This window comes from Allobosea sp. Leaf344 (assembly GCF_001426225.1).
Classification (GTDB): domain Bacteria; phylum Pseudomonadota; class Alphaproteobacteria; order Rhizobiales; family Beijerinckiaceae; genus Allobosea.
Genome location: NZ_LMRT01000001.1, coordinates 1,022,435 through 1,046,985, shown reverse-complemented (window position 1 = coordinate 1,046,985; position 24,551 = coordinate 1,022,435). Strand labels below are relative to the sequence as shown.

The following is a 24,551-nucleotide window of genomic DNA, read 5'->3' as shown; positions in this document are numbered from 1 at the left end:
GCCATGAGCGCCCTGTCCTGGCAGCGCGACGGGCAGGATTGGCCGAACCGTGCCGCGAGCCGCTTCGTGACGGCGGCGGGGTTGCGCTGGCATGTCCAGATCATGGGGCAGGGGCCCGTGCTGCTGCTGCTGCACGGCACCGGCGCCGCCACCCATTCCTGGCGCGGCCTCGCCCCGCTGCTGGCGGAGCGCTTCACGATCGTCGCTCCGGATCTGCCCGGCCATGGCTTCACTGAGGCGCCGGAGCCGGAGCGCCTCTCGCTGCCGGCCATGGCCCGCGCCGTCGCCGCCTTGCTCGGGCAGCTCGCCATGTCGCCGGAAATCATCGTCGGCCATTCCGCCGGCGCCGCCATCGCGCTGCGCCTGGTGCTGGACAAGGCGGTGCGGCCGCGCGCGATCGTCAGCCTCAACGGCGCGCTGCTGCCGTTCCGGGGCGTCGCCTCGCAGCTCTTCCCGTCTCTGGCCCGGCTGCTGGTGCTGAACCCGCTGGTGCCGCGCTTCTTCGCCTGGCGCGCGGGAAGTGCCGGCGCCGTCGAAAACCTGCTGGAAGGGACGGGATCGCAGATCGACGCGGCGGGGCTGCGCTTCTACCAGCGGCTCTTCGCCAGCCGCGTCCATGTCGCCTCCACTCTGGCGATGATGGCGCATTGGGACCTGCACGGGCTGGGGCGGGACTTCTCGAAACTCGACCTGCCGATCCTGCTGATCGCGGGGAGCGCCGACAGGGCGGTGCGCCCCGCGGAGGCGGCCGCGCTCGCCGAACGCCTGCCCCGGGCCCGGCTCCACAGGGTCGCGGGCGGGCATCTCGTGCATGAGGAGGATCCCGCTCTGATCGCCCGGCTGATTTACGCCTTCATGGAGGAGCGGAATGACTTGCGCCCATCCAATTGACATATACGATGTCCAATTATGTTGACGCGCCTGCCCCAGCGCCATTACCCGTCCCGCCCCGCCACTGAGGCCGCGCCGGACAGGCGGCCGCATGCGGTGATCATCGGCGCCGGCTTCGGCGGCCTCGCCGCGGCGATCCGTCTCGGCGCCCGCGGCTACCGCGTCACCATCCTGGAAAACCTCGATCAGCCGGGTGGACGGGCGCGGGTCTTCCGCCAGGACGGCTTCACCTTCGATGCCGGGCCGACCATCGTCACAGCGCCCTTCCTGTTCGAGGAGCTGTGGGCTTTATGCGGGCGGCGGATGCAGGACGATATCCGCCTGACCCCGCTGGACCCGTTCTACCGGCTGTATTTCGACGATGGCACGACGCTGGACTGCTCCGGCGACGATGCGGCGATGCGAGACCGGGTCGCCGCGCTGGCCCCCGGCGATGTCGAGGGCTACGCGGCCTTCCTGCGCCGGGCCGAGGCGATCTACCGCGTCGGCTTCGAGCAATTGGCGCATGTCCCCTTCGGCAGCCTGCGCGACATGCTCCGGGCCCTGCCCGGCATGGCGCGGCTGCGGGCCGACCGCAGCGTCCATGCCCTCGCCGCCCGCCATGTTCGCGACGAGCGGTTGCGCACCGCGTTGAGTTTTCATCCGCTGTTCATCGGCGGCAATCCCTTCGCCGTCACGGCGATCTACGCGCTCGTCATCCATCTCGAACGCGCCCATGGCGTGCATTTCGCCCAGGGCGGCACCGGGGCGCTGGTCGCGGGCCTGCTCAGCCTTGCGAAGGGCCAGGGCGCGCGGATCCGCTATGGCGCGCAGGTGCGGGAGATCACCACGGCGTCCGGCCGCGCCACCGGCGTCATGCTCGCATCGGGGGAGCGGATCGGCGCCGAGATCGTCGTCTCCAATGCCGATGCGGCGCATACCTACGGCACGCTGCTGCCCTCCGTGACCAGGCGGCGCTGGAGCGACCGCAAGCTGGCCCGCGCCCGCCATTCGATGAGCGTCGTCGTCTGGTATTTCGGCACGCGGCGCCGCTATGAGTCGGTGCCGCATCACGCCATCCAGTTCGGGCCGCGCTATCGCGGGCTGATCGAGGACATCTTCGAGGCGAAGCGGCTCTCGGCGGATTTCAGCCTCTATCTCCATCGGCCGACCGCGACGGATCCGAGCCTCGCCCCCGATGGCTGCGACGCCTTCTATGCGCTGGTGCCGGTCCCCAATCTGCAGGGCGGCCTGGACTGGGCGGCGGAGGCCGAGCCGTTCCGGCGCCGCATCCAGGCGCGGCTGGAGGCGACCTTGCTGCCGGGGCTGGGCGAGGCGCTCGTCACCTCGCGCCTGATGACGCCGCGCGACTTCGAACGCGAGCTGCTCTCCGCCCATGGCGCGGCCTTCGGGCTGGAGCCGCGCCTGCTGCAGAGCGCCTGGTTCCGCCCGCATAACCGCAGCGAGGAGGTCGAGCGGCTCTTCCTCGTCGGCGCCGGCACGCATCCCGGCGCCGGGCTGCCCGGCGTCCTGTCCTCCGCCAGAATCCTCGACACGGTGGTGCCCCATGCGACAGAACTGGCTTGAGCCCGCCCCCGCCGATCTCGCCGCCTGCCACCGGCTCCTTCGCGCGGGGTCGAAATCCTTCTATGCCGCCTCGCTCCTGCTGCCGCGCGAGATCCGCGGCCCGGCGACGGCGCTCTACGCCTTCTGCCGCCTCGCCGATGACGCGATCGATGACGGCCCCTCCGATCCCGCGACCGTCGAGGCCTTGCGGCGGCGCATCGGCGATGCCTATGCCGGCCGGCCCCAGGATCATCCCGCCGACCGGGCCTTCGCTGCGGTCGTCCGCCGCTTCGCCCTGCCGCAGGCGGTTCCGCTCGCGCTGATCGAGGGCTTCGCCTGGGATGCGGCGGGGCGGCGCTATCAGAGCTTCGCCGAGCTCTGCGACTATGCCGCCCGCGTCGCCGGCAGCGTCGGCGTGATGATGGCGACGGTGATGGAGCGGCGCAGCCCCGAGGTTCTGGCGCGGGCGGCGGATCTCGGCATCGCCATGCAACTGACCAATATCGCCCGCGACATCGGCGAGGATGCGCGGCGCGGCCGGCTCTATCTGCCGCTCGACTGGCTGCGGGCGGAAGGGCTCGACCCCGATCGCTTCCTGCAGGACCCCGTCCCCTCGGCGGCTTTGGCGCGGCTGGTGGAGCGCCTGCTGGGCGAGGCCGACCGGCTCTATCTCGGTGCCGATGCTGGTATCGCCCGGCTGCCGGCCGGCTGCCGGGCCGGAATCCGCGCCGCGCGGCTGATCTATGCCGAGATCGGCGGGGAGGTGCGGCGCCAGGGCTGCGATTCCGTCTCGCGCCGCGCCGTCGTCGGCAGGCGGCGCAAGCTCGCGCTCCTGGCGCGCGCCATGCTGCCCGTCCGTGACGACGAGGCGCGGCTCGCCCTGCCGCCGCTGCCGGCCAATGCCGGGCTGGTCGAGGCCGTCGCCATGATGCCGGCTCCCGCGCGCCCGCCGCTGCGGATCGGCGGCGCGCCCTGGTGGAACTTCACCGCCCGTGCCACCTCCGTCATCGAGATGTTCGAGCGGCTCGGCCGCATCGAGCGGACGGCGATCAGGCGGCCCTGAGCGGAGAAGGCGATGGCCTCCAGCACCCTGATCATCGCGGAAATGCTGCTGACGCTCGGCCTCTGCCTCGGCTTCGGCTTCTGGCAGCTCTGGGATCTGCGGCGCGAGAAGATGAAGGACGCGGCGAAGGCGGCGGAGCGTCGCGCCATGGCGGCGGCGACCCCGGATCCGCCCGCCGAATCCGGCCTCAGCCGCGACGCGGCATCCGGAACGGCAGCATCGCCTGCACCACGGGGCTGACGAAGCGATCCAGCGCCAGGCTCTCATGCATGGCGGTGACGCTCTCGCCCTCGAGCCCCATGCGCACCAGCGAGCGGGCATAGAAGGGCGTGTCCTCCAGCGTGCGGATCAGCGCGGCCGGACGGCCGGGCTCGCTGCGCGTTTCGCGGGGGATCAGCCAGCCGCTCCTGCGCAGATGCGCAGGCGGCGGCAGAGCGAGCGGGGTCGACTGGCCGTCCGGGCCGAAACGCCAGCCGAGATCGAAGCGCGAGCCGTCGCGGCGGGTGCCGCCATAGAGCACCGCCGCGCCGTCCCGCAGCGGCCCGCGCGACCAGTGCCAGTCGCGGAACCCCTCGGCCAGCGGCGCGTCGCCCTGGTTCATGTCGAGATAGCCGGGGCCGCTCCAGCGCAGCGCCGGCCTGTCCAGATCGACCGTGACCTCCGCCAGCGGGGCGATCGGCCACCAGCGATGCCGGCCGTCGGCGTTCAGCAGGACGCGATGGTCGGTGATCGCCCGCGGCGTGATCCGCACCACCCCGCGCACGCGCCGCGGCACCGGCAGCGGCATCCCGATCTCGTCGACCGTCACGGTCAGCGTCGTCCCGTCCCAGCTAAGCGCGCTGGGTCCGATCACCAGCCGCTCGGGGCCGACCGAGACAAGCCTTCCGCCGCGCTCCGTCATCGTCCAGCGGCCGACGCCCGGCCCGTACAGGGCGATGTTCAGCGCGCAATGCTCGCGCGGATCGGCGGGCCCGCCCCGGCGCGCCCAGGCGTAATAGGGCGAGAACACGCTGCCGATGAAAGCGATCAGGCTGATGCCATAGCGGCCGTCGTCGCTGAAGGCATCGGCATACCACCAGGCATAGCCGCCTGCCGGGATGGTCAGGTCGAAGCGAGGTCCGCCGCCACCGCCTGCGCCGCCAGCAGCCCCGACAGCGCCGCCATCGGCACGCCCGGCCCCGGATGCACGCTGCCCCCCGCCCAGTACAGCCCCTTCAGCCGCGAGCGGCTGCCCGGCCGCGCGAAGCTCGCCAGCGCCCCATGCGTCGCCCTTCCGTAGAGCGCCCCGCCGGTCCCCGGATACAGCCTCTCCCAATCCGCCGGCTGCGTCGTCAGCTCCGCCCCGGGGGCGATCGTGAGCCCGCATCGGGCGAGCTTCGTGAACACGCGGTCCCTGCATCGTTCGATCTCCGCTTGCGGCAATGGCGCGCCGTCGCCCGATGGCGGCGCGTTGACGAGGATGAGCAGCCGCTCCGGAACGCCGCCCGCCATCGATCCCTCACCGTCGCGATCCTGCGCGCAGACATAGATGGTCGGGTCGTCCGGCAGCCGGCCGCGCTTGAAGATCGCGTCGAATTCGGCGCGGTAGTCGCGGCCGAACACGACATTGTGCCGCTGCAGCGGAAAGCCGCTGGTCTCGGCGCGCAGTGCGAAGGTCACGGCCGAGAGCGAGCGGGCCCGCGCCGGCACCGGCGCCGCGTGGCGCGCCACGGCGCCGCCGAGCCGGCCCGAGGCGAGGGCGTTCAGATCGGCGTTGCTGATCACGATCGCGGCCGGGATCTCCTCGCCATCGGCGAGCCTGACGCCGCCGACGCGGCCATCGGCGATCAGGATCTCGCCGGCCGCCTGTCCGTAGCGCAAGGTCGCGCCCCGCGCCTGCGCCAGCTCCGCCAGCACCTGCGCCAGCCGGTGCATGCCGCCCTCGACCAGGAAGACCCCCTCCTGTTCGACATGGGCGACCAGCATCAGGATGGCCGGGGCGGCGAAGGGCGAGGAGCCGCAATAGGTGGCGTAGCGGGCGAAGAGCTGGCGCAGGCGCGGATCGCCGAAGCGCCGGCCGAGCGCGCCCCACAAGGTGCCGAACGGGTTGGCCTGCAGCAGCGGGCCGAGCCCCGCCCGCCGGACGAGGGCGAGCGGTCCCGGCCGCTCCCGCGCCATGAAACTATCCTTCAGCGCATCGTGCACGGCGCGGGACTGCTCGCAGAAGGCGAGGAAATTGCCGGCTTCCCTCGGCCCCGCGAATGCGCCGATCGCATCGGCCGAGGCGCGGCGATCGGCGAAGAGATCGAGCCGCTCGCTGTCGCTCCAGGCATGGCGGGCGAGGATGGCGGCCCGCTCCAGCCGCAGATGATCGTCGAGCCCGGCGCCGATGTCGCTGAAGATCCGGTCGAACACCCAGCGCATCGTCATCACGGTCGGGCCGGCGTCGATGACGCTGCCGCCGACCGTGACGCGGCGCATCTTGCCGCCCGGCTCGGCCTCCTTCTCGACCAGCGTCACGGTATGGCCCTGGGCCGCCAGCAGCAGCGCCGCCACCAGCCCGCCGATCCCGGCCCCGATCACCACGATGCGCTGCCGCGCCATGCACCCTGCCTGTCCCTGAGCCGGCCTCGATTGACAAGGCCCCAGCATGTGTCCAGATTAACTTACACATAACGTGACAATGAACATAAACATTTGTGACGGGAGAGGGCGATGGACGCAGGCTCACGCATCGAACAGACCCTCGATCTCGCCCTCGCCGCCGCCCATCGCCAGCATTGCCCGCCGCTGCTCGCGCAGGCGATGCGCCACGCCGTCTTCCCCGGCGGCGCCCGCATCCGCCCGCGGCTGACGCTGGCGGTCGCGGCGGCCTGCGGCGACAGCCAGCCGGCCACCGCGAACGCCGCCGCGGCCGCGATCGAATTCCTGCATTGCGCCTCGCTGGTGCATGATGATCTGCCCTGCTTCGACGATGCCGCGATCCGGCGGGGCAAGGCCTCGGTTCACAAAGCCTTCGGCGAGCCGCTCGCCATTCTCGCGGGCGATGCGCTGATCGTCCTCGCCTTCGAGACGCTGGCCGAGGCCGGCGCCCTGCAGCCGCAGCGTCTCGCCGCGCTGATCCGCGTCGTCGGCGCGGCCGTCGGCAGCCGCGGCGGCATCGTCGCCGGGCAGGCCTGGGAATCCGAGAGCGAGGTCGATTGCAGCCTCTATCACCAGGCCAAGACCGGCGCGCTCTTCGCCGGCGCGACCATGGCGGGCGCCGCCGCGGCGGGCGTCGCCCATCAGGCCTGGCGAAGCCTCGGCGAAAAGCTCGGCGAAGCCTTCCAGATCGCCGACGATATCCGTGACGTCGCCGCGACGCCCGACGAGCTCGGCAAGCCCTGCGGCCAGGACGCCGCGCATCTGCGGCCCAATCTCGCGCTGGAACGCGGGCTCGGGCCGGCGATCGCCCAGCTCGACAGCCTTGTCCTGGAAGCCATCGACGCGATTCCCGCCTGTCCGGGGCGGGTCGAGCTCGGCACCCTGATCGGCCTGACGGCCAGGAGCTTCCTGCCGGCGGGGCTGGCGCGCCGCGCCGCCTGATGCGCGACCGCCTCGCCGCCTGGCGCAACCGGCTGGTCGCGAGCCCGGCCTTCCAGCGCTTCGCGGCGGGGTTTCCGTTGACCCGGCCGATCGCGACCCGGCAATCGCAGGCTCTGTTCGATCTCTGCGCCGGCTTCGTCTACGCCCAGATCCTGGCCGCCTGCGTCGAGCTCGGCCTGTTCGAGATGCTCGAGCCGGAGCCGCTCGATCTCGCCGGCATCGCCTCCCGCACACAATTACCGGAGGCGGCGGCGGTGCGGCTGCTCGACGGCGCCGTCGCGCTCGATCTGCTGGAGCGGCGGGCCGGCGGCCGTTACGGCCTCGCCATGCTGGGCGCGGCTCTGCGCGGCAATCCCGGCATCGCCCGGATGATCGCCCATCACCGGCTGCTCTATGCCGATCTCGCCGATCCGGTCGGGCTTTTGCGCGGCGAAGGCAGGCCGACCCGCCTCGAAGGATTCTGGGATTACGCGACCAGCGCCAGCCCCTCCGACGCCGCGCCCGATGCAGTGGCCGCCTATAGCGCGTTGATGGCGGATTCGCAGCATTTCGTCGCCGACGATCTGGTTGCGGCCCATGATTTCCGCCGCCACCGCGCGGTGCTCGACATCGGTGGCGGGGACGGTGCCTTCCTGCGCGCCATCGCCCGCCACGCCCCCGCCGCGACGCTGACCGTGTTCGATCTCCCCGCGGTCGCGGAGCGGGCGACATTGCGCTTCGCGCAGGCGGGGCTCACCGATCGCGCCCGCGCCATCGGCGGCGACATGCATCGCGATCCGCTGCCCGGCGGCGCCGATCTCGTCACTCTGGTGCGGGTACTGCACGATCACGACGATGATGCGGTGCGGGCGCTGCTGACGCGGCTGCGGCAGGCCATGGTACCGGGCGCGACCTTGCTGATCGCCGAACCGATGGCGGGCCTCCCCGGCACGGCGCGCATGGCCGACGCCTATTTCGGCTTCTACCTCCTGGCGATGGGCAGCGGCCGGGCCCGCACCCCGGCCGAGCTCTGCGCCATGCTGCAGCGGGCGGGTTTCACCGCCGTGAAACCGCTCGCGACGCGCCGGCCGCTGCTGATGGCGGCGATCGTCGCGAGCGTTCCTGACAGCACGAGTGTCAAATAGAATTGACATATGAAATCGTTGTTCTAACCTGACACATCAGGCGGTGACGCGGCTCAACCGAGCGCCACCCTGCCCGGGGTGCCCCTATGCGAGCCTTGGCCGTCCTCCTCGAAAGTCCCCGGCAGCTGGCGCTCAGCCAGCTCGAGCTGATGGCTCCCGGCGAGGGCGATGTCGTGGTCGCCACCGAATGGAGCGGCATCTCGACCGGCACCGAACGCCTGCTCTGGTCGGGCCGCATGCCGGATTTCCCCGGGATGGGGTACCCGCTGGTGCCGGGCTATGAGAGCGTCGGCCGCATCCTCTCGGCGGGGCCCGAGGCGCGGCATCGGATCGGCGAACGCGTCTTCGTACCGGGGTCTCGCGGCTTCAAGGCCGCACGCGGCCTGTTCGGCGGCGCCTCCTCGCATCTCGTCGTGCCCGCCGCCAAGGCCATCGCCATCCCCGAGGGGCTGGAAGAAAACGCGGTGCTGCTGGCCCTGGCCGCGACGGCCCATCACGCGCTCGCCGGCCATGAGCTGCCGGAGCTGATCATCGGCCATGGCGTGCTCGGCCGGCTGCTGGCGCGGATCACCCTGGCGCTCGGCGGGCAGCCGGTGGTCTGGGACATCGACGAGCGGCGCCACGCCGGCGCGCAGGGCTATGATGTGGTCGCCGCGGAGGCCGATCCGCGCCGCGACTATCGCGCGATCACCGATGTCAGCGGCGACGCCGCGCAGCTGGACGCGCTGATCGCGCGGCTGGCGCCCGGCGGCGAGCTCACGCTAGCCGGCTTCTACGAGCAGCCGATCTCCTTCGCCTTCCCACCGGCCTTCATGCGCGAGGCGCGGCTGCGCGTCGCTGCTGAGTGGCGCCAGGCCGATCTCGAAGCCGTGACGGCGCTGCTTGCACAGGGGCGGCTCTCGCTCGGCGGGCTGATCACGCACCGTCAGGCCGCGAGCGAGGCGCAGAGCGCCTATCGCACCGCCTTCACCGATCCGCTCTGCCTGAAGATGGTCCTGGACTGGAGAGCCTGCGCATGAACATCCAGATCCGCAACCCGGTCCCCTCTCCGGCCGCCGCCATGGCGGCGAGGCTGCGGGCGGAAGCCTCCGAGCCGCAGGACGCCGTCGCCACCGCCGCGCCGAGCAAGGAGACGCAGATCATCGCGATCTACGGCAAGGGCGGCATCGGCAAATCCTTCACTTTGGCCAATCTCAGCTACATGATGGCCCAGCAGGGCAAGAAGGTCCTGCTCATCGGCTGCGATCCCAAGAGCGACACCACCTCGCTGCTCTTCGGCGGCAAGGCCTGCCCCACCATCATCGAGACCTCCTCGCGCAAGAAGGCCGCGGGGGAGGAGGTCGCGATCGGCGATGTCTGCTTCAAGCGCGACGGCGTCTACGCCATGGAGCTCGGCGGCCCGGAGGTCGGGCGCGGCTGCGGCGGGCGCGGCATCATCCATGGCTTCGAGCTGCTGGAAAAGCTCGGCTTCCATGATTGGGGCTTCGATTTCGTCCTGCTCGACTTTCTCGGCGACGTCGTCTGCGGCGGCTTCGGCCTGCCGATCGCGCGGGACATGTGCCAGAAGGTCATCGTCGTCGGTTCCAACGACCTGCAGTCTCTTTATGTGGCTAACAATGTCTGCTCGGCGGTGGAATATTTCCGCAAGCTCGGCGGCAATGTCGGCGTCGCGGGCATGGTCATCAACAAGGATGACGGCACCGGCGAGGCGCAGGCCTTCTGCGCAAAGGCGGGCATTCCGGTGCTGGCCGCCATCCCGGCCAATGACGACATCCGTCGCAAGAGCGCGAATTACGAGATCATCGGCCGGCCCGGCGACGTCTGGGCGTCCCTGTTCGAGGAGCTCGGCCTGAACGTCTCGGAGGCGCCGCCGATGCGCCCGACGCCGCTGTCGCAGGATGCGCTGCTCGGCCTGTTCTCGAGCGAGAGCACCGGCCGCGACGTCGTCCTCGTCCCGGCGACCCTGGAGGACATGTGCGGGCCCTCGGCGCTGAAGAAGGCCACCCTCGAAATCGTCTACGACCGGGTCTGAGGCGCGCCATGACAGTCCACCAGCCTCGCCCCGACGCAGCCTCCGCCCCCGCCATCGACGCGGCGGCGACGCAGGGCGACGGGCTCGGCTGCCATTCCGGCAAGCAGGCGCTGCGCGAGGCCGCGGCCGCCGCCGGCAGCAGCGCGATGCTGGAGCAATTCGCCCGGGATTATCCGGTCGGCCCGCATGACAAGCCGCAGAGCATGTGCCCCGCCTTCGGCTCGCTGCGCGTCGGGCTGCGGATGCGCCGCACCGCGACCGTGCTTTCCGGCTCGGCCTGCTGCGTCTACGGCCTGACCTTCACCTCGCATTTCTACGGGGCGCGCCGCAGCGTCGGCTATGTCCCGTTCAACTCCGAGACGCTGGTCACCGGCAAGCTGTTCGAGGATATCCGGGAGGCGGTCTTCCAGCTCGCCGATCCCGCGCTCTACGACACCATCGTCGTCACCAATCTCTGCGTTCCCTCGGCCTCCGGCGTGCCGCTGCGGCTGCTGCCGAAGGAGATCAACGGCGTCCGCATCATCGGCATCGACGTGCCGGGCTTCGGCGTGCCGACCCATGCCGAGGCCAAGGACGTGCTCGCCGGCGCGATGCTCTCCTATGCCCGCAAGGAAGCCGAAGCCGGCCCGGTCGCGGCCCCGCGCGCCGGCAGGCCGGAGCGCCCGACGGTGGCGCTGCTCGGCGAGATGTTTCCGGCCGATCCCGTCGGCATCGGCATGCTGCTCGCCCCGCTCGGCCTCGCCGCCGGCCCGGTCGTGCCCACGCGGGAATGGCGGGAGCTCTATGCCGCGCTGGATTGCGCCGTCGTCGCGGCGATCCACCCCTTCTACACCGCCTCGATCCGCGAATTCGAGGCGGCCGGGCGCGGCATCGTCGGCTCCGGCCCGGTCGGGGTCGAGGGCACGGCCGCCTGGCTCGCCGCCATCGGCGCGGCCTGCGGCGTGCCGGCAGCGCTGGTCGGCGCCGCGCAGAACGCGATCCTCCCGGCGATCGGGGCGGCTCTGGCCAGCAGGCCGATCGGCGGCCGGATCACTTTGTCGGGCTATGAGGGGTCGGAGCTGCTCGTCGCGCGGCTGCTCGTCGAGAGCGGGGCCGATCTGCGCTATGTCGGCACCGCCTGCCCGCGCACCCCCTGGTCGGAGCCGGACCGCGCCTGGCTCGAGCAGCGCGGCGTCCTGGTGCAGTTCCGCGCCACGCTGGAGCAGGATCTGGCGGCGATGGCGGAGTTCCAGCCGGATCTCGCGATCGGCACCACGCCCGTCGTGCAGGCGGCGAAGCAGCAGGGCATCCCCTCGCTGTATTTCACCAATCTGATTTCGGCGCGCCCGCTCTTCGGCCCGGCGGGCGCCGGCTCACTCGCTCAGGTCGTCAATGCGGCGATGGCCAACAAGGACCGCATGGCGGCGATGCAGCGCTTCTTCGACGGGGTCGGCGAAGGCGACAGCGCCGGCATCTGGCAGGACACGCCAAAGCACCATCCCGATTTCCGCGAGAAATTCGCCCGGCGGGCCGCCAAGGCCAGGGCGATGGCCGAGGAGATCCCGTGATGCTGGTCCAGGATCACGATCGCGCCGGCGGCTATTGGGGGGCTGTCTACGTCTTCTGCGCCATCAAGGGGCTGCAGGTCGTCATCGACGGCCCCGTCGGCTGCGAGAACCTGCCGGTCACCTCGGTGCTGCACTACACCGATGCTTTGCCGCCTCATGAACTGCCGATCGTGGTCACTGGGCTGGGCGAGGAGGAGCTCGGACAGCACGGCACGGAGGGCGCGATGAAGCGCGCCAATGCGGTGCTCGACCCGCATCTCCCGAGCGTGGTGGTCACCGGCTCGATCGCCGAGATGATCGGCGGCGGCGTCACGCCGGAAGGCACCAACATCCAGCGCTTCCTGCCGCGGACCATCGACGAGGACCAGTGGCAATGCGCCGACCGCGCCCTGTTCTGGCTGTGGAGCGAATATGGCGCCAAACGCGGCATCGTGCCGAAGGCCAAGCCGCGCAAGGAGGGGGCCAGGCCCAAGGTCAACATCATCGGCCCCGCCTATGGCATGTTCAACATGCCCTCCGACCTCGCCGAGATCCGCCGCCTGGTCGAGGGGATCGGCGCCGAGATCCATATGAGCTTCCCGCTCGGCAGCCATCTCGCCGAGGTGCAGCGCCTGGCCGATGCCGAGGTCAATATCTGCCTCTACCGCGAATATGGCCGGCTGCTCTGCGAGGCGCTGGAGCGCCCCTATCTGCAAGCGCCGATCGGCCTGCATTCGACCACCGCCTTCCTGCGGACGCTCGGCGAGCTGCTGGGGCTCGATCCCGAGCCCTTCATCGCCCGCGAGAAGCACAGCACCATCAAGCCGCTCTGGGACCTCTGGCGCTCGGTGACCCAGGATTTCTTCGGCACGGCGAGCTTCGCCATCGTCGCCAACGAGACCCATGCGCGCGGCATCCGGCATTTCCTCGAGGAGGAGATGGGCCTGCCCTGCACCCTCGCCGTCTCGCGCCGCCCGGGCGTCAAGCCGGATAACGAGGCGGTGCGCGCCAGCCTGAAGCAGAGCCCGCCGCTGGTGCTGTTCGGCAGCTACAACGAGCGCATGTACCTCGCCGAGGCCGGCGGGCGCGGCATCTTCATCCCCGCCTCGTTCCCAGGCGCGGTGATCCGGCGCCACACCGGCACGCCCTTCATGGGCTATTCCGGCGCGACCTATCTGGTCCAGGAGGTCTGCAACGCGCTGTTCGACGCGCTTTTCCACATCCTGCCGCTGGGCACGCAGATGGACGAGGTCGAGGCGACGCCGGCGCGCCCGCATCGCGAACTGCCCTGGTCGGAGGAAGCGCGCGCGCTGCTCGACCAGCTGCTCGAGGCGCAGCCCGTCCTGGTGCGCATTTCCGCCGCCAGGCGCCTGCGCGATGCGGCCGAGGCGCGTGCCCGCAACGCCGGCGAGGACCGTGTCGGCGCCAGCCATATCCGCGAAGGAGCCCCTGCATGAGCAGCGCCTTCGCCCATCCTTTCGGCCGGTCCGGAGCCTGCTCCGGGCGGGGACCGGAACGCCTTCCAGAGGGGGAGACATGCCTATGACCATGCCGATCACCGCACGAAGCTCCGGATCCTCGCAGACCCGCTGCTGGGCAGCCGACCGCCGGATGTGCCGGCGGCTCGTCACCATCACCCTGCCATTCTTCCTCGTCGCCGCGGCCGTGCGGCGCGTCCTGCCCGCGGCGCGGCGCGATCCGCGCAGCGGTCCGCGCCCGTCGCTCTACGCCGAAGCGCGCGCCGACGCCTACGCCACCATTCCCTTCATCTTCATGGGCTGACGCCCGGGACCTGAGGGAGACGCGCTTCCCGCCGGCCCGCCGGGGGGAAGAAAGGCCGGATTTCACACTCCGGCACCCCGCCGCACGGGATCCGTGCGGTACCGGCCGCAAGGCCAAGTGAGAGGACTGATCATGGCAGAGAGAGACACGCTGTCAGGGTTGACCGAAATGGAAGCCAAGGAATTCCACGGCTTCTTCATCACGAGTTTCATCGGCTTCACGGTCATCGCCGTGATCGCGCATTTCCTGGTTTGGTCATGGCGGCCCTGGCTGCCCGGACCCAATGGCTATGCGTCGCTGGATGAAGGCGTGAAGACGGCCCTGTCCACCGCCGTTTCCCTGATTTCGTAACGAGGAGCGGCACCTATGTGGAAAATCTGGCTTCTGTTCGATCCGCGGCGCACGCTGATCGCATTGTTCACCTTCCTGTTCGGGCTCGCCATCCTGATTCATTTCATCCTGCTCTCGACGAACAGGTTCAACTGGATCGAAGGCCCGCGCAGGGCTGCCGCAGCGCTGCAGATCGAGGTTCCGGCCTCGGATGTGGTGATCCGGCGGATCGGCTGACGCCCGGTCCCGACACTGGCGGACGAGGTGAAGCGCCTTCGGGCGCGGGGGCCCCGTCCGCCGAACCGGACATTCGAGATCACCGGCACGAGGCGCCAGCCCGCACAGGCTGCGCCCGGGGGAGGGATGCGCCATGGCCTTGCTGAATTTTGAACGTAAATACCGCGTCAGGGGCGGCACGCTGATCGGCGGCGACCTCTTCGATTTCTGGGTGGGGCCGTTCTATGTCGGCTTCTTCGGCGTCGCGACCATCTTCTTCGCCGCCCTCGGCACGGCGCTCATCCTCTACGGCGCCTCGCAGGGGCCGACCTGGAACCCCTGGCTGATCAGCATCGCGCCGCCCGACGTCAAATACGGCCTGTCGCTGGCCCCGCTGATGGAAGGCGGCCTCTGGCAGATCATCACCATCTGCGCCACCGGCGCCTTCTGCTCCTGGGCGCTGCGCGAGGTCGAGATCTGCCGCAAGCTCGGCATCGGCCTGCATGTGCCCGTCGCCTTCGGCGTCGCCATCCTGGCCTATCTGACCCTGGTCGTCTTCCGCCCCTTCCTGCTCGGCGCCTGGGGCTACGGCTTTCCCTACGGGATCTTCAGCCATCTCGAATGGGTGTCGAATGTCGGCTACCAATATCTGCAGTTCCACTACAACCCCGCGCATATGATCGCGGTGACCTTCTTCTTCACCACGGCCCTGGCGCTCTCGCTGCATGGCGGGCTGATCCTCTCGGCGGTCAATCCCAAGCCGGGCGAGGTGGTGAAGACCCCCGAGCACGAGAACACCTTCTTCCGCGACACCATCGGCTATTCCATCGGCACGCTCGGCATCCACCGGCTCGGCCTGTTCCTGGCCCTGTCCTCGGGCTTCTGGAGCGCGGTCTGCATCATCATCAGCGGCCCGTACTGGAGCGAGGGCTGGGCCGAATGGTGGGATCTCTCCCGTCACTTCACCATCTGGCGCTAGCGCCGCAGCCGCGTTCCCCGCATCCGCCGCCAAGGGATCAAGACCATGGCCACCTACCAGAACATCTTCACCAGCGTGCAGGTCCACGGCTCGCCCGATCTCGGCGTCCCGCTGATCGGCAGCCACTCCAAGCGCGGCTCGACGACGAGCGTTAATCGCTGGCTCGGCATGATCGGCGACGCGCAGATCGGCCCGATCTATCTCGGCTGGACCGGCGTCACCTCGCTGGTCTGCGGGCTGATCGCCTTCGAGATCATCGGCCTCAACATGCTGGCCTCGGTCAATTGGGACCCGGTCCGCTTCGTGCGCGAGCTCTTCTGGCTGCAGCTGGCGCCGCCGCTGCCGGAGCACGGGCTGAAGATCCTGCCGCCGCTGAAGGAGGGCGGCTGGTGGCTGATCACCGGCTTCTTCCTGACCACCTCGATCCTGCTGTGGTGGGTGCGCACCTATGTCCGGGCGCGCCAGCTCGGCCTCGGCACCCATGTCGCCTGGGCCTTCGCCGCCGCGATCTGGCTCTATCTGGTGCTCGGCTTCATCCGCCCGCTGATGATGGGCTCATGGAGCGAGGCGGTGCCCTTCGGCATCTTCCCCCATCTCGACTGGACCCAGAATTTCTCGCTTCGCTACGGCAACCTCTTCTACAACCCGTTCCACGCGCTCTCGATCGCCTTCCTCTACGGTTCGGCCCTGCTCTTCGCGATGCATGGCGCGACGATCCTGGCCGTCTCCCGCTATGGCGGCGATCGCGAGCTGGAGCAGATCACCGATCGCGGCACGGCGACCGAGCGCGCCGCTTTGTTCTGGCGCTGGACCATGGGCTTCAACGCCACCATGGAATCGATCCATCGCTGGGCCTGGTGGTTCGCGGTGCTGACGACGCTGACCGGCGGCATCGGCATCCTGCTGACCGGCACCGCCGTCGATAATTGGTACGAATGGGCGATCAAGCACAAATTCGCCCCGGCCGACCCCAGCATGTGGGCGCCTATCGCGGTTCCGCCCCCGAATCCCTGATCCCGAGCAGGGCGGTGCGGCGACTGGGGAGGCTGGCAGCAGCCTCCCCTTTTTCATGTGCCGATAGTCATGGGGCCGAAGGTCGTTGGGTGGGAACGAGCCGGGAGCGCCGGCGCGGCCTCGGCGCTCAGGCGGTGATCCGGTCGATCTCCGCCAGCTCCTCCGGCGTCAGCGTCCAGGAGGCAGCCTGCACATTCGCGACGATCTGCTCCGGCAGGGTCGCACCGGCGATGATGCTGGACACGGCAGGCTGCGCCGCCAGCCAGGAGAAGGCGAGCTCGACCGGCGTGCGGCCGCGCGCCTCGCAGAAGCTGGTGAGCGCCTCGATCTTCGCCCAGTTCGCGTCGCTGAAGATGGTCTCCGCCCGCTGCGGCAGCTTGGTCAGCCTCGCCCCCTCCGGCATCGGCGCGTTGCGGCGGTACTTGCCGGTGAGCGCGCCGTTCGCCAGCGGGAAATAAGGCAGGAGCCCCAGGCCGAAATGCCGCCCCGCGGGGAGCAGGTCCCGCTCCGCCCCGCGTGCCAGCAGGCTGTATTCGTCCTGGCAGGAGACGAAGCCGGGCAGGCCGAGATCGCGCGCCGTCCATTGCGCATCGGCCATCTGCCAGGCCGGCATGTTGGAGCAGCCGATATAGCGGACCTTGCCCTGGCGCACGAGATCCTCCAGCGCGCGCAGGGTCTCCTCGATCGGCGTCAGCGGATCCGGCGTGTGGAACTGGTAGAGGTCGATCCAGTCGGTCTTCAGCCGCGTCAGCGACTCCTCGACGGCGCTCATGATGTATCGGCGCGACCCGCCCTCGCCGCCATGGAACATCCGCATCCCGAATTTGCTGGCGAGCACGATGTCCTTGCGGCGCGCGCCCAGCACCTCGCCGAGGCAGCTCTCCGAGCCGCCGCGCTCGCCATAGATGTCGGCCGTGTCGAACAGGGTGATGCCGTTGTCGATCGCGGCGTCGACCACCTTGCGCGTCGCTGCGAGATCGATGCGCCCGCCGAAATTATTGCAGCCGAGGCCGATCAGCGAGACGCGGAGGCCTGAACGGCCGAGATTGCGGAATTGCATGGGTCTTAGGCTTTCTGAACGTGGGGCCGCCAGGCGAGGGGGAGTTCGGTCCGCGAATGAGCGCGACTGCGAACAGGATGAAAGCTGCAGCGCCGCGGCGCAAGCAGGGCACAGGCCCGGCACGCAGTCGCCCCGCGCAGAGCCCGCGCAGAGGCGGCCCAAAGGAAAAGGCAGGGCGCCCAGGGGCCCTGCCTTCGTCGATCGTCCGGAATGTCGGGCTGGGGGCCGTCAGGCCACCTCGGCCTTCAGCTTCTGCGAGCGCTTGCGCTCATTGGGGTCGAGCACCGCCTTGCGCAGGCGGATCGACTTCGGCGTCACCTCGACCAGCTCGTCATCGTCGATCCAGGCGAGCGACCGCTCCAGCGTCATCCGGATCGGCGGCGTCAGGCGCACCGCCTCGTCCTTGGAGGTGGTGCGGATATTGGTGAGCTTCTTGCCCTTCAGCACGTTCACCTCGAGATCGTTCTCGCGGGTGTGCTCGCCGACGATCATGCCCTGATAGACCTTCCAGCCCGGCTCGATCATCATCGGGCCGCGATCCTCGAGGTTCCACAGCGCATAGGCCACGGCCTCGCCGGTCTCCATCGCGATCAGCACGCCGTTGCGCCGCCCGCCGATCTCGCCCTTGTAGGGCAGATAGTCGTGGAACAGCCGGTTCATGATCGCCGTGCCGCGCGTGTCGGTCAGGAGCTCGCCCTGATAGCCGATCAGCCCGCGCGTCGGGGCGTGGAACATCAGCCGCAGCCGGTTGCCGCCGGAGGGACGCATCTCCAGCATGTCGGCCTTGCGCTCCGACATCTTCTGCACGACGACGCCGGAATGCTCCTCGTCGACGTCGATGATCACCTCTTCGATCGGCTCCAGCAGCTGCCCGTCGGTGTCGCGCTTCAGCACGACGCGCGGCCGCGAGACGCCGAGCTCGAAGCCCTCGCGGCGCATCGTCTCGATCAGGATGGCGAGCTGCAATTCGCCGCGGCCCGAGACGATGTAGCTGTCCTTGTCGGCCGCTTCCTCGATCTTCAGCGCGACATTGCCCTCGGCCTCCTTGAACAGCCGGTCGCGGATGACGCGGGTGGTGACCTTGTCGCCCTCGGTGCCGGCCAGCGGCGAGTCGTTGACCATGAAGGTCATCGACACCGTCGGCGGATCGATCGGCTGGGCCTTGATCGGCTCGGTGACGGAGGGATCGCAGAAGGTATCGGCGACCGAGCCCTTCACCAGCCCGGCGATGGAGACGATGTCGCCCGGGATCGCTTCCTCGATCGGCGTGCGCTCGAGGCCGCGGAAGGCGAGGATCTTGGTGATGCGGCCGGTCTCGACCACCGAGCCGTCGCCCGACAGCACCTTGATCTGCTGGTTCGGCTTGGCCGAGCCGGAGACGACGCGCCCGGTGATGATCCGGCCGAGATAGGGGTTGGCCTCGAGCAGCGTCCCGATCATGCGGAACGGGCCCTCCTCGATGCGCGGCTCCGGCACATGGCTGAGGATCAGGTCATACATCGGCGCCAGGCCCTGGTCCTGCGGGCCTTCCGGCGAATGCGCCATCCAGCCCTGCTTGCCCGAACCGTAGAGGATCGGGAAATCGAGCTGCTCGTCGCTGGCGTCGAGCGCGGCGAAGAGGTCGAACACCTCGTTGATCACTTCCGTGACGCGGGCATCCGGCTTGTCGACCTTGTTGATCGCCACGATCGGCCTGAGGCCGAGCTTCAGCGCCTTCGAGACCACGAATTTGGTCTGCGGCATCGGGCCCTCGGCCGCGTCGACCAGGACGATGGCGCTGTCGACCATGTTCAGGATGCGCTCCACCTCGCCGCCGAAATCGGCGTGGCCGGGCGTGTCGACGATGTTGATGCGCGTATCCTTCCAGACGACCGAGGTCGCCTTGGCCAGGATGGTGATGCCGCGCTCCTTCTCCAGATCGTTGGAGTCCATGACGCGTTCGATGATGCGCTGGTTGTCGCGGTAGGTGCCGGACTGCTGCAGCAGCTTGTCGACGAGCGTCGTCTTGCCGTGGTCGACGTGGGCGATGATGGCGATATTGCGCATGGACATGCGGAGAGGGCCTTTGTCATGGCCACAAGCCGGCGAGGATCGAAGCCCTGCCGGCGCAGCCCGTTCGTGAGGAAACTGGAATTCGCTGCGCTGCACATAAACCCTGGAGGCCCATTCGGCAACCTCGGCCTGCGGATCGCCGCGAAAGGCCTCAGGCCTCGGCCAGCAGCCGCTGTCTTTCGGCGACCGCGCGCCCGACCTGGTCCATCACCAGCCGGTAGGCGGCGAGGCCCGACCCGTCGAGATCGCCCCTCGCATAGTCGCTGAGCACCCGGGTGAGGATGGTGTCGGCGCGGCCCTCGAAGGCCATCAGCTCCCGCTCCTCGTCGCAGCCGCGGATCAGCGGCAGCAGCGCCAGCAATTCGTCGAGCCCCGCCATGGCGCGCCGGCGCCTGGCCGCGCTGTCGCGGCTGAGGAGCGCGGCCCCGCCGGTCCCGACCATCGAGAGCGCCATGACGCCGAGATAGAACCAGTCGCCATAGCGGTCGAAGAAGGTTTCCTGCTCGCCGTCGATATAGGCGGCGGCGCCGGGATGCACCGGCAGCGGCGCGTCCTTGTCGGTGGCGGGCGTCTCCAGCCCCTGGATCAGCGGCAGCTCGCCCGCCAGCTTGACGCGCAGCCCCAGGATCGCGCTGACGAGATCGCCGACCACCCCTTCGTCGAGATCCTGCGAGGCGACGAGGCGGGAGGTGATGGCGATGGTCGGCAGGTTCTCCGCCGGCCGGGGCGGATCGCCGCCCAGCGCCCCGCGCACGATCTCGCCGGTCTCGATCGTCCGGATCCGGGCGGCCAGCGCATCGGCCTCGCGGATCGGGATCAGCATCGGATCGTCGCCGAAGGCGGAGCGCAGCCGGTTCGTGCCCTCGCCGCCGGTGCGCGCGCCGATGGCGTTGATCGCGAACAGAGCGTCGACCTGGCCGGACCGGCCGTTCGAGACCACCTCGTCCGGCGTCAGCCCGACGATCTGCACCTCTTCGGCTCCCACCTCATATTGCGAGAGCACGAGCTTGAGCAGGTCGATATTGCCGGCCGGATTGCGCACCACGCCGATCCGCTTGCCCCGGAGATCGGCGATGCGCGCGATGCCGCTCTCCCGGCGCGCGATGAAGAAGGGGAAGGAGCGGCGGGTGATCAGCGCCGTATCAGCCTTGGCCGGCAGGGCGATGTCGGGCCTGACGATCGCCAGCTCCGCCGCGCCCTCGTCGACCTTGGCGGCGCTCTCGGCCGAGCCTTCGGTCAGCACCAGCCGGATCCGGATCGAGGCCTTCTCGCGGTTCAGCCCCTGCACGAAGCCCGCGGCCATGCGGGCATCCTCCGAGCCGAGCGGCCCGACCGCTAGCCGCAGCGTCCGCGGCTGGTTGGCCAGATAGAAGCCGGCCGCAGCCAGGCCGAGCGCGGCCAGCACACCCGCAAGAGCCAGAAATCCGCGCCGCCCCATGCCTTGCCCACCCCGACGCCGGCCGGCGCAGCGCAGCGGCCCAGTTGCAGAATGGCTTTGCGGGCGATCATGTCGCAAGTGCGGCGCGTCGCGCAATCATGCTACAGAGCCGGGATGAACGCCTGTGCACAGCCATTCCGTATCAAGATCTGCGGTCTCTCGACGCCGCAGACGCTGGCGGCCGCGCTCGACGCCGGCGCCGACATGATCGGTCTCGTCTTCCACCCCCGCAGCCCGCGCTTCGTCACCCTGGACAAGGCGGCCGAGCTCGCGGCGCTGGCCCGCGGCCGGGCAGCGATCGTGGCGCTGCTGGTCGATCCCGATCGAACGAGGATGGACGAGATCCTGGAGCGGGTGCGGCCCGACTGGCTGCAGCTACATGGCGGCGAGACGCCCGCCCAGGTCGCGGCGATCCGGACCGCGGCTTGCCTCCCGGTGATGAAGGCGGTCGGAATCTCCGAACCTGGGGACATCGCCGCGATCGCGCCCTATCGCGCCGTGGCCGACCTCATCCTGCTCGACGCCAAGCCGCCCCGTGACGCGGCCTATCCCGGCGGCCATGGCCGGAGCTTCGACTGGCGCATCCTGGCCGGTCTCGACCCCGCCCTGCGCTTCATGCTATCGGGCGGGCTGGATCCGGCGAATGTCGGCGCAGCGATCCGCGAGGTCGGACCGGCCGGCGTCGATGTCTCCACTGGCGTGGAATCGGCGCCCGGCGTCAAGGATAGCGAGAAGATCACCGCATTTGTCGCGGCCGCCCGCGCGGCCGCAGAGATGACCGTTTGAGCGTATCGAAGGCAGCCAGCAGATGAACGCCCCTCAGAACCCGAACACCTATCGCTCCGGCCCGGATGAGAACGGCCATTTCGGCCTGTTCGGCGGCCGTTTCGTCGCCGAGACGCTGATGCCGCTCGTGCTTTCGCTGGAGCAGGCCTATGAGGAGGCCAAGGCCGATCCGGGCTTCCAGAAGGACATGCAGTCCTATCTCAAGCATTATGTCGGGCGCCCCTCGCCGCTGTATTTCGCGGAGCGGATGACCGAGCATCTCGGCGGCGCCAGGATCTATTTCAAGCGCGACGAGCTGAACCATACCGGCGCGCACAAGGTGAACAACGTGCTCGGCCAGATCCTGCTGGCGCGGCGCATGGGCAAGAAGCGCATCATCGCCGAGACCGGGGCCGGCCAGCACGGCGTCGCCACCGCCACGCTCTGCGCCCGCTTCGGGCTGGAATGCATCGTCTATATGGGCGCGGTCGACGTCGAGCGGCAGAAGCCCAACGTCTTCCGCATGAAGATGCTGGGGGCCGAGGTCGTGCCGGTGCAATCCGGCTCCAAGACGCTGAAGGATGCGATGAACGAGGCGCTCCGCGACTGGGTCACCAATGTCGCGACCACCTTCTACTGCATCGGCACCGCGGCCGGCCCGCATCCCTACCCCGCCATGGTGCGCGACTTCCAGTCGGTGATCGGCAAGGAGACGCGCGAGCAGATGCTCGAGGCGGAGGGCCGCCTGCCGGATTCGCTGATCGCGGCGATCGGCGGCGGCTCCAACGCCATCGGCCTGTTCCACCCCTTCCTGGACGATCCCGAGGTCAAGATGTGGGGTGTCGAGGCGGCCGGCCACGGCCTGTCCTCGGGGCTCCATGCGGCGTCGCTCACCGGCGGACGGCCCGGCGTGCTGCATGGCAACCGCACCTATCTGCTGATGGACGACGACGGCCAGATCACCGACGCCCATTCGATCTCGGCCGGGCTCGACTATCCCGGCATCGGCCCCGAGCATGCCTGGCTGCATGACAGCGGCCGCGTCAGCTACATCTCCGCCACCGATCAGGAGGCGCTCGACGCCTTCCAGCTCTGCTCCAAGCTCGAAGGCATCATCCCGGCGCTCGAGCCGGCGCATGCCCTGGCCAAGGTCATCGACCTCGCGCCGCAGCTGCCCAGGGACCATCTGATGGTGATGAATCTGTGCGGCCGGGGCGACAAGGACATCCCGCAGGTGGCGGAGATCCTGGGCGGGATGTGACGGCGCCGGCACGGCGCCGCGCCCTCGCCGCGACCCGCGCCGGCGAGGAACCCGCCCCGCCGCGCCCGGCCAGCTGTCCTCTCGCCAAGCCCGCCCCAGCCATGCTAACCGCTCTGCCATGACAACGACCGGCCATACCCGCATCCAGACCCGTTTCGCCGCCTGCGCCGCTGAGGGCCGCGCCGCCCTGGTGACCTTCGTCACGGCGGGCGATCCGGATCACCAGACCGCGACGGCGATCCTGCACGCCTTGCCCGGCGCCGGCGCCGACATCATCGAGCTCGGCGTGCCCTTCACCGATCCGATGGCGGACGGCATCCCGATCCAGCTCGCCGGACAGCGCGCGCTGAAGGCCGGACAGACGCTGGCGAAGACGCTGGCCATGGTCGAGGGCTTCCGCAAGGCGGGCCACGACACGCCGATCGTGCTGATGGGCTATTACAACCCGATCTATGTCTATGGTGTCGAACGCTTCCTGCAGGATGCCAGGGCCGCCGGGGTGGACGGGCTGATCGTGGTCGATCTGCCGCCGGAGGAGGATGTCGAGCTCTGCCTTCCCGCTCTGGCGGCCGGCGTGAACTTCATCCGCCTCGCCACGCCGACCACCGATGACAGGCGCCTGCCGAAGGTGCTGCAGAACACCTCCGGCTTCGTCTATTACGTCTCGATGACCGGGATCACCGGCGGCACCATCGCGAGCTATGACGCGGTCGGCGAAGCGGTGGCCCGCATCAAGCGCCACACCGATCTCCCCGTCGCCGTCGGCTTCGGCGTCAAGACGGCCGAGGATGCCGAGGCCATCGCCCGCGGCGCCGACGGCGTCGTCGTCGGCTCGGCCCTGGTCGAGCGCGTCAGGGCCTCGCTGGATGGCGAGGGCAGGGCCACGGAAAAGACGGTTTCGGCTGTCACCTCGCTGGTGGCGGAACTGGCGGCCGGCATTCGCCGCGTCGCCAAGGCGGCCTGACCGGCGCCGCGCCAGCAGGAGTGAGCGATGAACTGGATCTCCGAAGTCGTCCGGCCGCGGATCAAGACGCTGTTCAAGCGCGAGACGCCCGAGAACCTCTGGGTCAAATGCCCCGATTCCGGGCAGATGGTGTTCCACAAGGATGTCGAGGCCAATGGCTTCGTCATCCCCGGCTCCGACCATCATCTGCGCGTCACCGCGGTCAACCGGCTGCGCATGACCTTCGACGAAGGCAAATGGCTGGATGTCCCGCTGCCGGACGTCGCCGTCGACCCGCTGAAGTTCCGGGATGAGAAGCGCTATGTCGACCGGCTGAAGGACGCCCGCGCCAAGACCGGCGCCGTCGATGCCTTCAAGGTCGGCTATGGCCGCGTCCAGGGCCTGCCGATGACGCTGGCGGTGCAGGATTTCCACTTCATGGGCGGCTCGCTCGGCATGGCTGCGGGCGAGGCCTTCATCAAGGGGGCCGAGACGGCGCTGGAGAAGCGCACCCCCTATGTCGTCTTCGCGGCGTCCGGCGGGGCGCGCATGCAGGAGGGCATCCTCTCGCTGATGCAGCTGCCGCGCACCACGGTGGCCGTGCGCCGGCTGCGCAAGGCCGGATTGCCCTATCTCGTCGTGCTCACCAACCCGACCACCGGCGGCGTCACCGCTTCCTATGCGATGCTCGGCGACATCCACATCGCCGAGCCCGGCGCGCTGATCGGCTTCGCCGGTCCGCGCGTCATCGAGCAGACCATCCGCGAAAAGCTGCCGGACGGTTTCCAGCGGGCCGAATATCTGAGGGATCACGGCATGGTCGACATGGTCGTCCACCGCCACGACATCCCCGCGACGCTGGCGCGGCTGGGGCGGATGCTCACCGGGCAGCCGGCGGCCGAAGCCGCGCCGGTGGCGGAGACGCCGGCGCAGCCCGTGGCCGAAGCGGTCTGAGCCGTAACGAAG

At 69.8% G+C, this 24,551-nt stretch carries 24 protein-coding genes; 19 read left to right on the top strand and 5 right to left on the bottom strand.

The window, feature by feature from the left end; translation table 11 throughout:
• The first annotated feature begins 3 nt into the window (after nucleotides 1–3).
• Genes bchO through ASG72_RS04640 form a run of 4 tightly spaced genes read left to right on the top strand, consistent with a single transcriptional unit; the run spans nucleotide 4 to nucleotide 3,739 of the window.
• The gene (bchO, locus tag ASG72_RS04655) at nucleotides 4–891 is read left to right on the top strand and encodes an alpha/beta fold hydrolase BchO (protein WP_056709469.1); all 888 of its coding nucleotides are present in this window, start codon (nucleotides 4–6) and stop codon (nucleotides 889–891) included.
• 18 nt (nucleotides 892–909) lie between these two features.
• Nucleotides 910–2,457 (top strand): phytoene desaturase, encoded by a 1,548-nt coding sequence (locus ASG72_RS04650; protein WP_056709467.1) that lies wholly within the window; start codon nucleotides 910–912, stop codon nucleotides 2,455–2,457.
• Nucleotides 2,438–3,499, top strand: coding sequence for a phytoene/squalene synthase family protein (locus ASG72_RS04645; RefSeq protein ID WP_056709465.1), 1,062 nt, complete (start codon nucleotides 2,438–2,440; stop codon nucleotides 3,497–3,499). The genes ASG72_RS04650 and ASG72_RS04645 overlap by 20 nt, the downstream gene beginning before the upstream one ends.
• Nucleotides 3,500–3,511: 12 nt before the next feature.
• Entirely contained in the window at nucleotides 3,512–3,739 is a 228-nt protein-coding gene (locus tag ASG72_RS04640) for a hypothetical protein (RefSeq protein WP_056709463.1), read from the top strand.
• On the opposite strand, the gene ASG72_RS04635 is transcribed toward ASG72_RS04640, so the two are convergent.
• On the bottom strand, nucleotides 3,687–4,598 hold the full coding sequence (locus tag ASG72_RS04635) for a carotenoid 1,2-hydratase (RefSeq protein WP_200939900.1): 912 nt from the start codon (nucleotides 4,596–4,598) through the stop codon (nucleotides 3,687–3,689). The two genes, ASG72_RS04640 and ASG72_RS04635, sit on opposite strands and share 53 nt — an antisense overlap.
• Nucleotides 4,599–4,600: 2 nt before the next feature.
• Nucleotides 4,601–6,082, bottom strand: coding sequence for a 1-hydroxycarotenoid 3,4-desaturase CrtD (crtD, locus tag ASG72_RS04630; RefSeq protein WP_056709462.1), 1,482 nt, complete (start codon nucleotides 6,080–6,082; stop codon nucleotides 4,601–4,603).
• Between the two features lie 111 nt (nucleotides 6,083–6,193).
• On the opposite strand from crtD, the gene ASG72_RS04625 reads away from it, so the two are divergent.
• The 11 genes from ASG72_RS04625 (at nucleotide 6,194) to pufM (ending at nucleotide 16,066) form a co-directional block, all read left to right on the top strand.
• Nucleotides 6,194–7,063 carry a polyprenyl synthetase family protein gene (locus ASG72_RS04625; RefSeq protein WP_056709461.1) on the top strand — a complete coding sequence of 290 codons (870 nt, stop codon included), beginning with the start codon at nucleotides 6,194–6,196 and terminating at the stop codon, nucleotides 7,061–7,063.
• The gene (locus ASG72_RS04620) at nucleotides 7,063–8,187 is read left to right on the top strand and encodes a methyltransferase (RefSeq protein WP_056709458.1); all 1,125 of its coding nucleotides are present in this window, start codon (nucleotides 7,063–7,065) and stop codon (nucleotides 8,185–8,187) included. Before ASG72_RS04625 ends, ASG72_RS04620 begins: the two co-directional genes overlap by 1 nt.
• Nucleotides 8,188–8,273: 86 nt before the next feature.
• Nucleotides 8,274–9,206 carry a chlorophyll synthesis pathway protein BchC gene (gene bchC, locus ASG72_RS04615; RefSeq protein WP_056709457.1) on the top strand — a complete coding sequence of 311 codons (933 nt, stop codon included), beginning with the start codon at nucleotides 8,274–8,276 and terminating at the stop codon, nucleotides 9,204–9,206.
• The gene (locus tag ASG72_RS04610; RefSeq protein ID WP_056709455.1) at nucleotides 9,203–10,219 is read left to right on the top strand and encodes a chlorophyllide a reductase iron protein subunit X; all 1,017 of its coding nucleotides are present in this window, start codon (nucleotides 9,203–9,205) and stop codon (nucleotides 10,217–10,219) included. Before bchC ends, ASG72_RS04610 begins: the two co-directional genes overlap by 4 nt.
• A gap of 8 nt (nucleotides 10,220–10,227) precedes the next feature.
• Nucleotides 10,228–11,766, top strand: a complete 1,539-nt coding sequence (bchY, locus tag ASG72_RS04605) for a chlorophyllide a reductase subunit Y (RefSeq protein WP_056709453.1) — start codon at nucleotides 10,228–10,230, stop codon at nucleotides 11,764–11,766.
• Complete coding sequence (gene bchZ, locus ASG72_RS04600; RefSeq protein ID WP_056709452.1) at nucleotides 11,766–13,202, top strand: chlorophyllide a reductase subunit Z; 1,437 nt, start codon at nucleotides 11,766–11,768, stop codon at nucleotides 13,200–13,202. The genes bchY and bchZ overlap by 1 nt, the downstream gene beginning before the upstream one ends.
• A gap of 85 nt (nucleotides 13,203–13,287) precedes the next feature.
• Nucleotides 13,288–13,527, top strand: a complete 240-nt coding sequence (locus ASG72_RS20585) for a hypothetical protein (protein ID WP_156395792.1) — start codon at nucleotides 13,288–13,290, stop codon at nucleotides 13,525–13,527.
• Between the two features lie 132 nt (nucleotides 13,528–13,659).
• Nucleotides 13,660–13,878 (top strand): light-harvesting antenna LH1, beta subunit, encoded by a 219-nt coding sequence (gene pufB / locus ASG72_RS04595; protein ID WP_056709450.1) that lies wholly within the window; start codon nucleotides 13,660–13,662, stop codon nucleotides 13,876–13,878.
• A 15-nt stretch (nucleotides 13,879–13,893) separates the two neighbouring features.
• Nucleotides 13,894–14,094: a light-harvesting antenna LH1, alpha subunit gene (pufA, locus tag ASG72_RS04590; protein ID WP_056709448.1), complete on the top strand. Its 201-nt coding sequence runs from the start codon at nucleotides 13,894–13,896 to the stop codon at nucleotides 14,092–14,094.
• Nucleotides 14,095–14,227: 133 nt separating this feature from the next.
• Nucleotides 14,228–15,052: a photosynthetic reaction center subunit L gene (gene pufL, locus ASG72_RS04585; protein WP_056709446.1), complete on the top strand. Its 825-nt coding sequence runs from the start codon at nucleotides 14,228–14,230 to the stop codon at nucleotides 15,050–15,052.
• 45 nt (nucleotides 15,053–15,097) lie between these two features.
• Complete coding sequence (gene pufM / locus ASG72_RS04580; protein WP_056709444.1) at nucleotides 15,098–16,066, top strand: photosynthetic reaction center subunit M; 969 nt, start codon at nucleotides 15,098–15,100, stop codon at nucleotides 16,064–16,066.
• Between the two features lie 127 nt (nucleotides 16,067–16,193).
• On the opposite strand, the gene ASG72_RS04575 is transcribed toward pufM, so the two are convergent.
• From ASG72_RS04575 to ASG72_RS04565, 3 genes are all read right to left on the bottom strand, one after another.
• Nucleotides 16,194–17,126: an aldo/keto reductase gene (locus ASG72_RS04575; protein WP_056709441.1), complete on the bottom strand. Its 933-nt coding sequence runs from the start codon at nucleotides 17,124–17,126 to the stop codon at nucleotides 16,194–16,196.
• A gap of 228 nt (nucleotides 17,127–17,354) precedes the next feature.
• Entirely contained in the window at nucleotides 17,355–19,178 is a 1,824-nt protein-coding gene (gene typA / locus ASG72_RS04570; protein WP_056709439.1) for a translational GTPase TypA, read from the bottom strand.
• A gap of 151 nt (nucleotides 19,179–19,329) precedes the next feature.
• Nucleotides 19,330–20,616 carry a TAXI family TRAP transporter solute-binding subunit gene (locus ASG72_RS04565; protein ID WP_082540076.1) on the bottom strand — a complete coding sequence of 429 codons (1,287 nt, stop codon included), beginning with the start codon at nucleotides 20,614–20,616 and terminating at the stop codon, nucleotides 19,330–19,332.
• Nucleotides 20,617–20,730: 114 nt separating this feature from the next.
• On the opposite strand from ASG72_RS04565, the gene ASG72_RS04560 reads away from it, so the two are divergent.
• The 4 genes from ASG72_RS04560 (at nucleotide 20,731) to accD (ending at nucleotide 24,539) form a co-directional block, all read left to right on the top strand.
• A complete protein-coding gene (locus ASG72_RS04560) occupies nucleotides 20,731–21,402 on the top strand; it encodes a phosphoribosylanthranilate isomerase (protein WP_056709436.1) in 672 nt (223 codons plus the stop codon).
• Nucleotides 21,403–21,424: 22 nt separating this feature from the next.
• On the top strand, nucleotides 21,425–22,642 hold the full coding sequence (gene trpB / locus ASG72_RS04555) for a tryptophan synthase subunit beta (RefSeq protein WP_056709435.1): 1,218 nt from the start codon (nucleotides 21,425–21,427) through the stop codon (nucleotides 22,640–22,642).
• Between the two features lie 118 nt (nucleotides 22,643–22,760).
• Nucleotides 22,761–23,606 carry a tryptophan synthase subunit alpha gene (gene trpA, locus ASG72_RS04550; protein ID WP_056709433.1) on the top strand — a complete coding sequence of 282 codons (846 nt, stop codon included), beginning with the start codon at nucleotides 22,761–22,763 and terminating at the stop codon, nucleotides 23,604–23,606.
• A gap of 27 nt (nucleotides 23,607–23,633) precedes the next feature.
• On the top strand, nucleotides 23,634–24,539 hold the full coding sequence (gene accD / locus ASG72_RS04545) for an acetyl-CoA carboxylase, carboxyltransferase subunit beta (RefSeq protein ID WP_056709431.1): 906 nt from the start codon (nucleotides 23,634–23,636) through the stop codon (nucleotides 24,537–24,539).
• Nucleotides 24,540–24,551 lie beyond the last annotated feature (12 nt).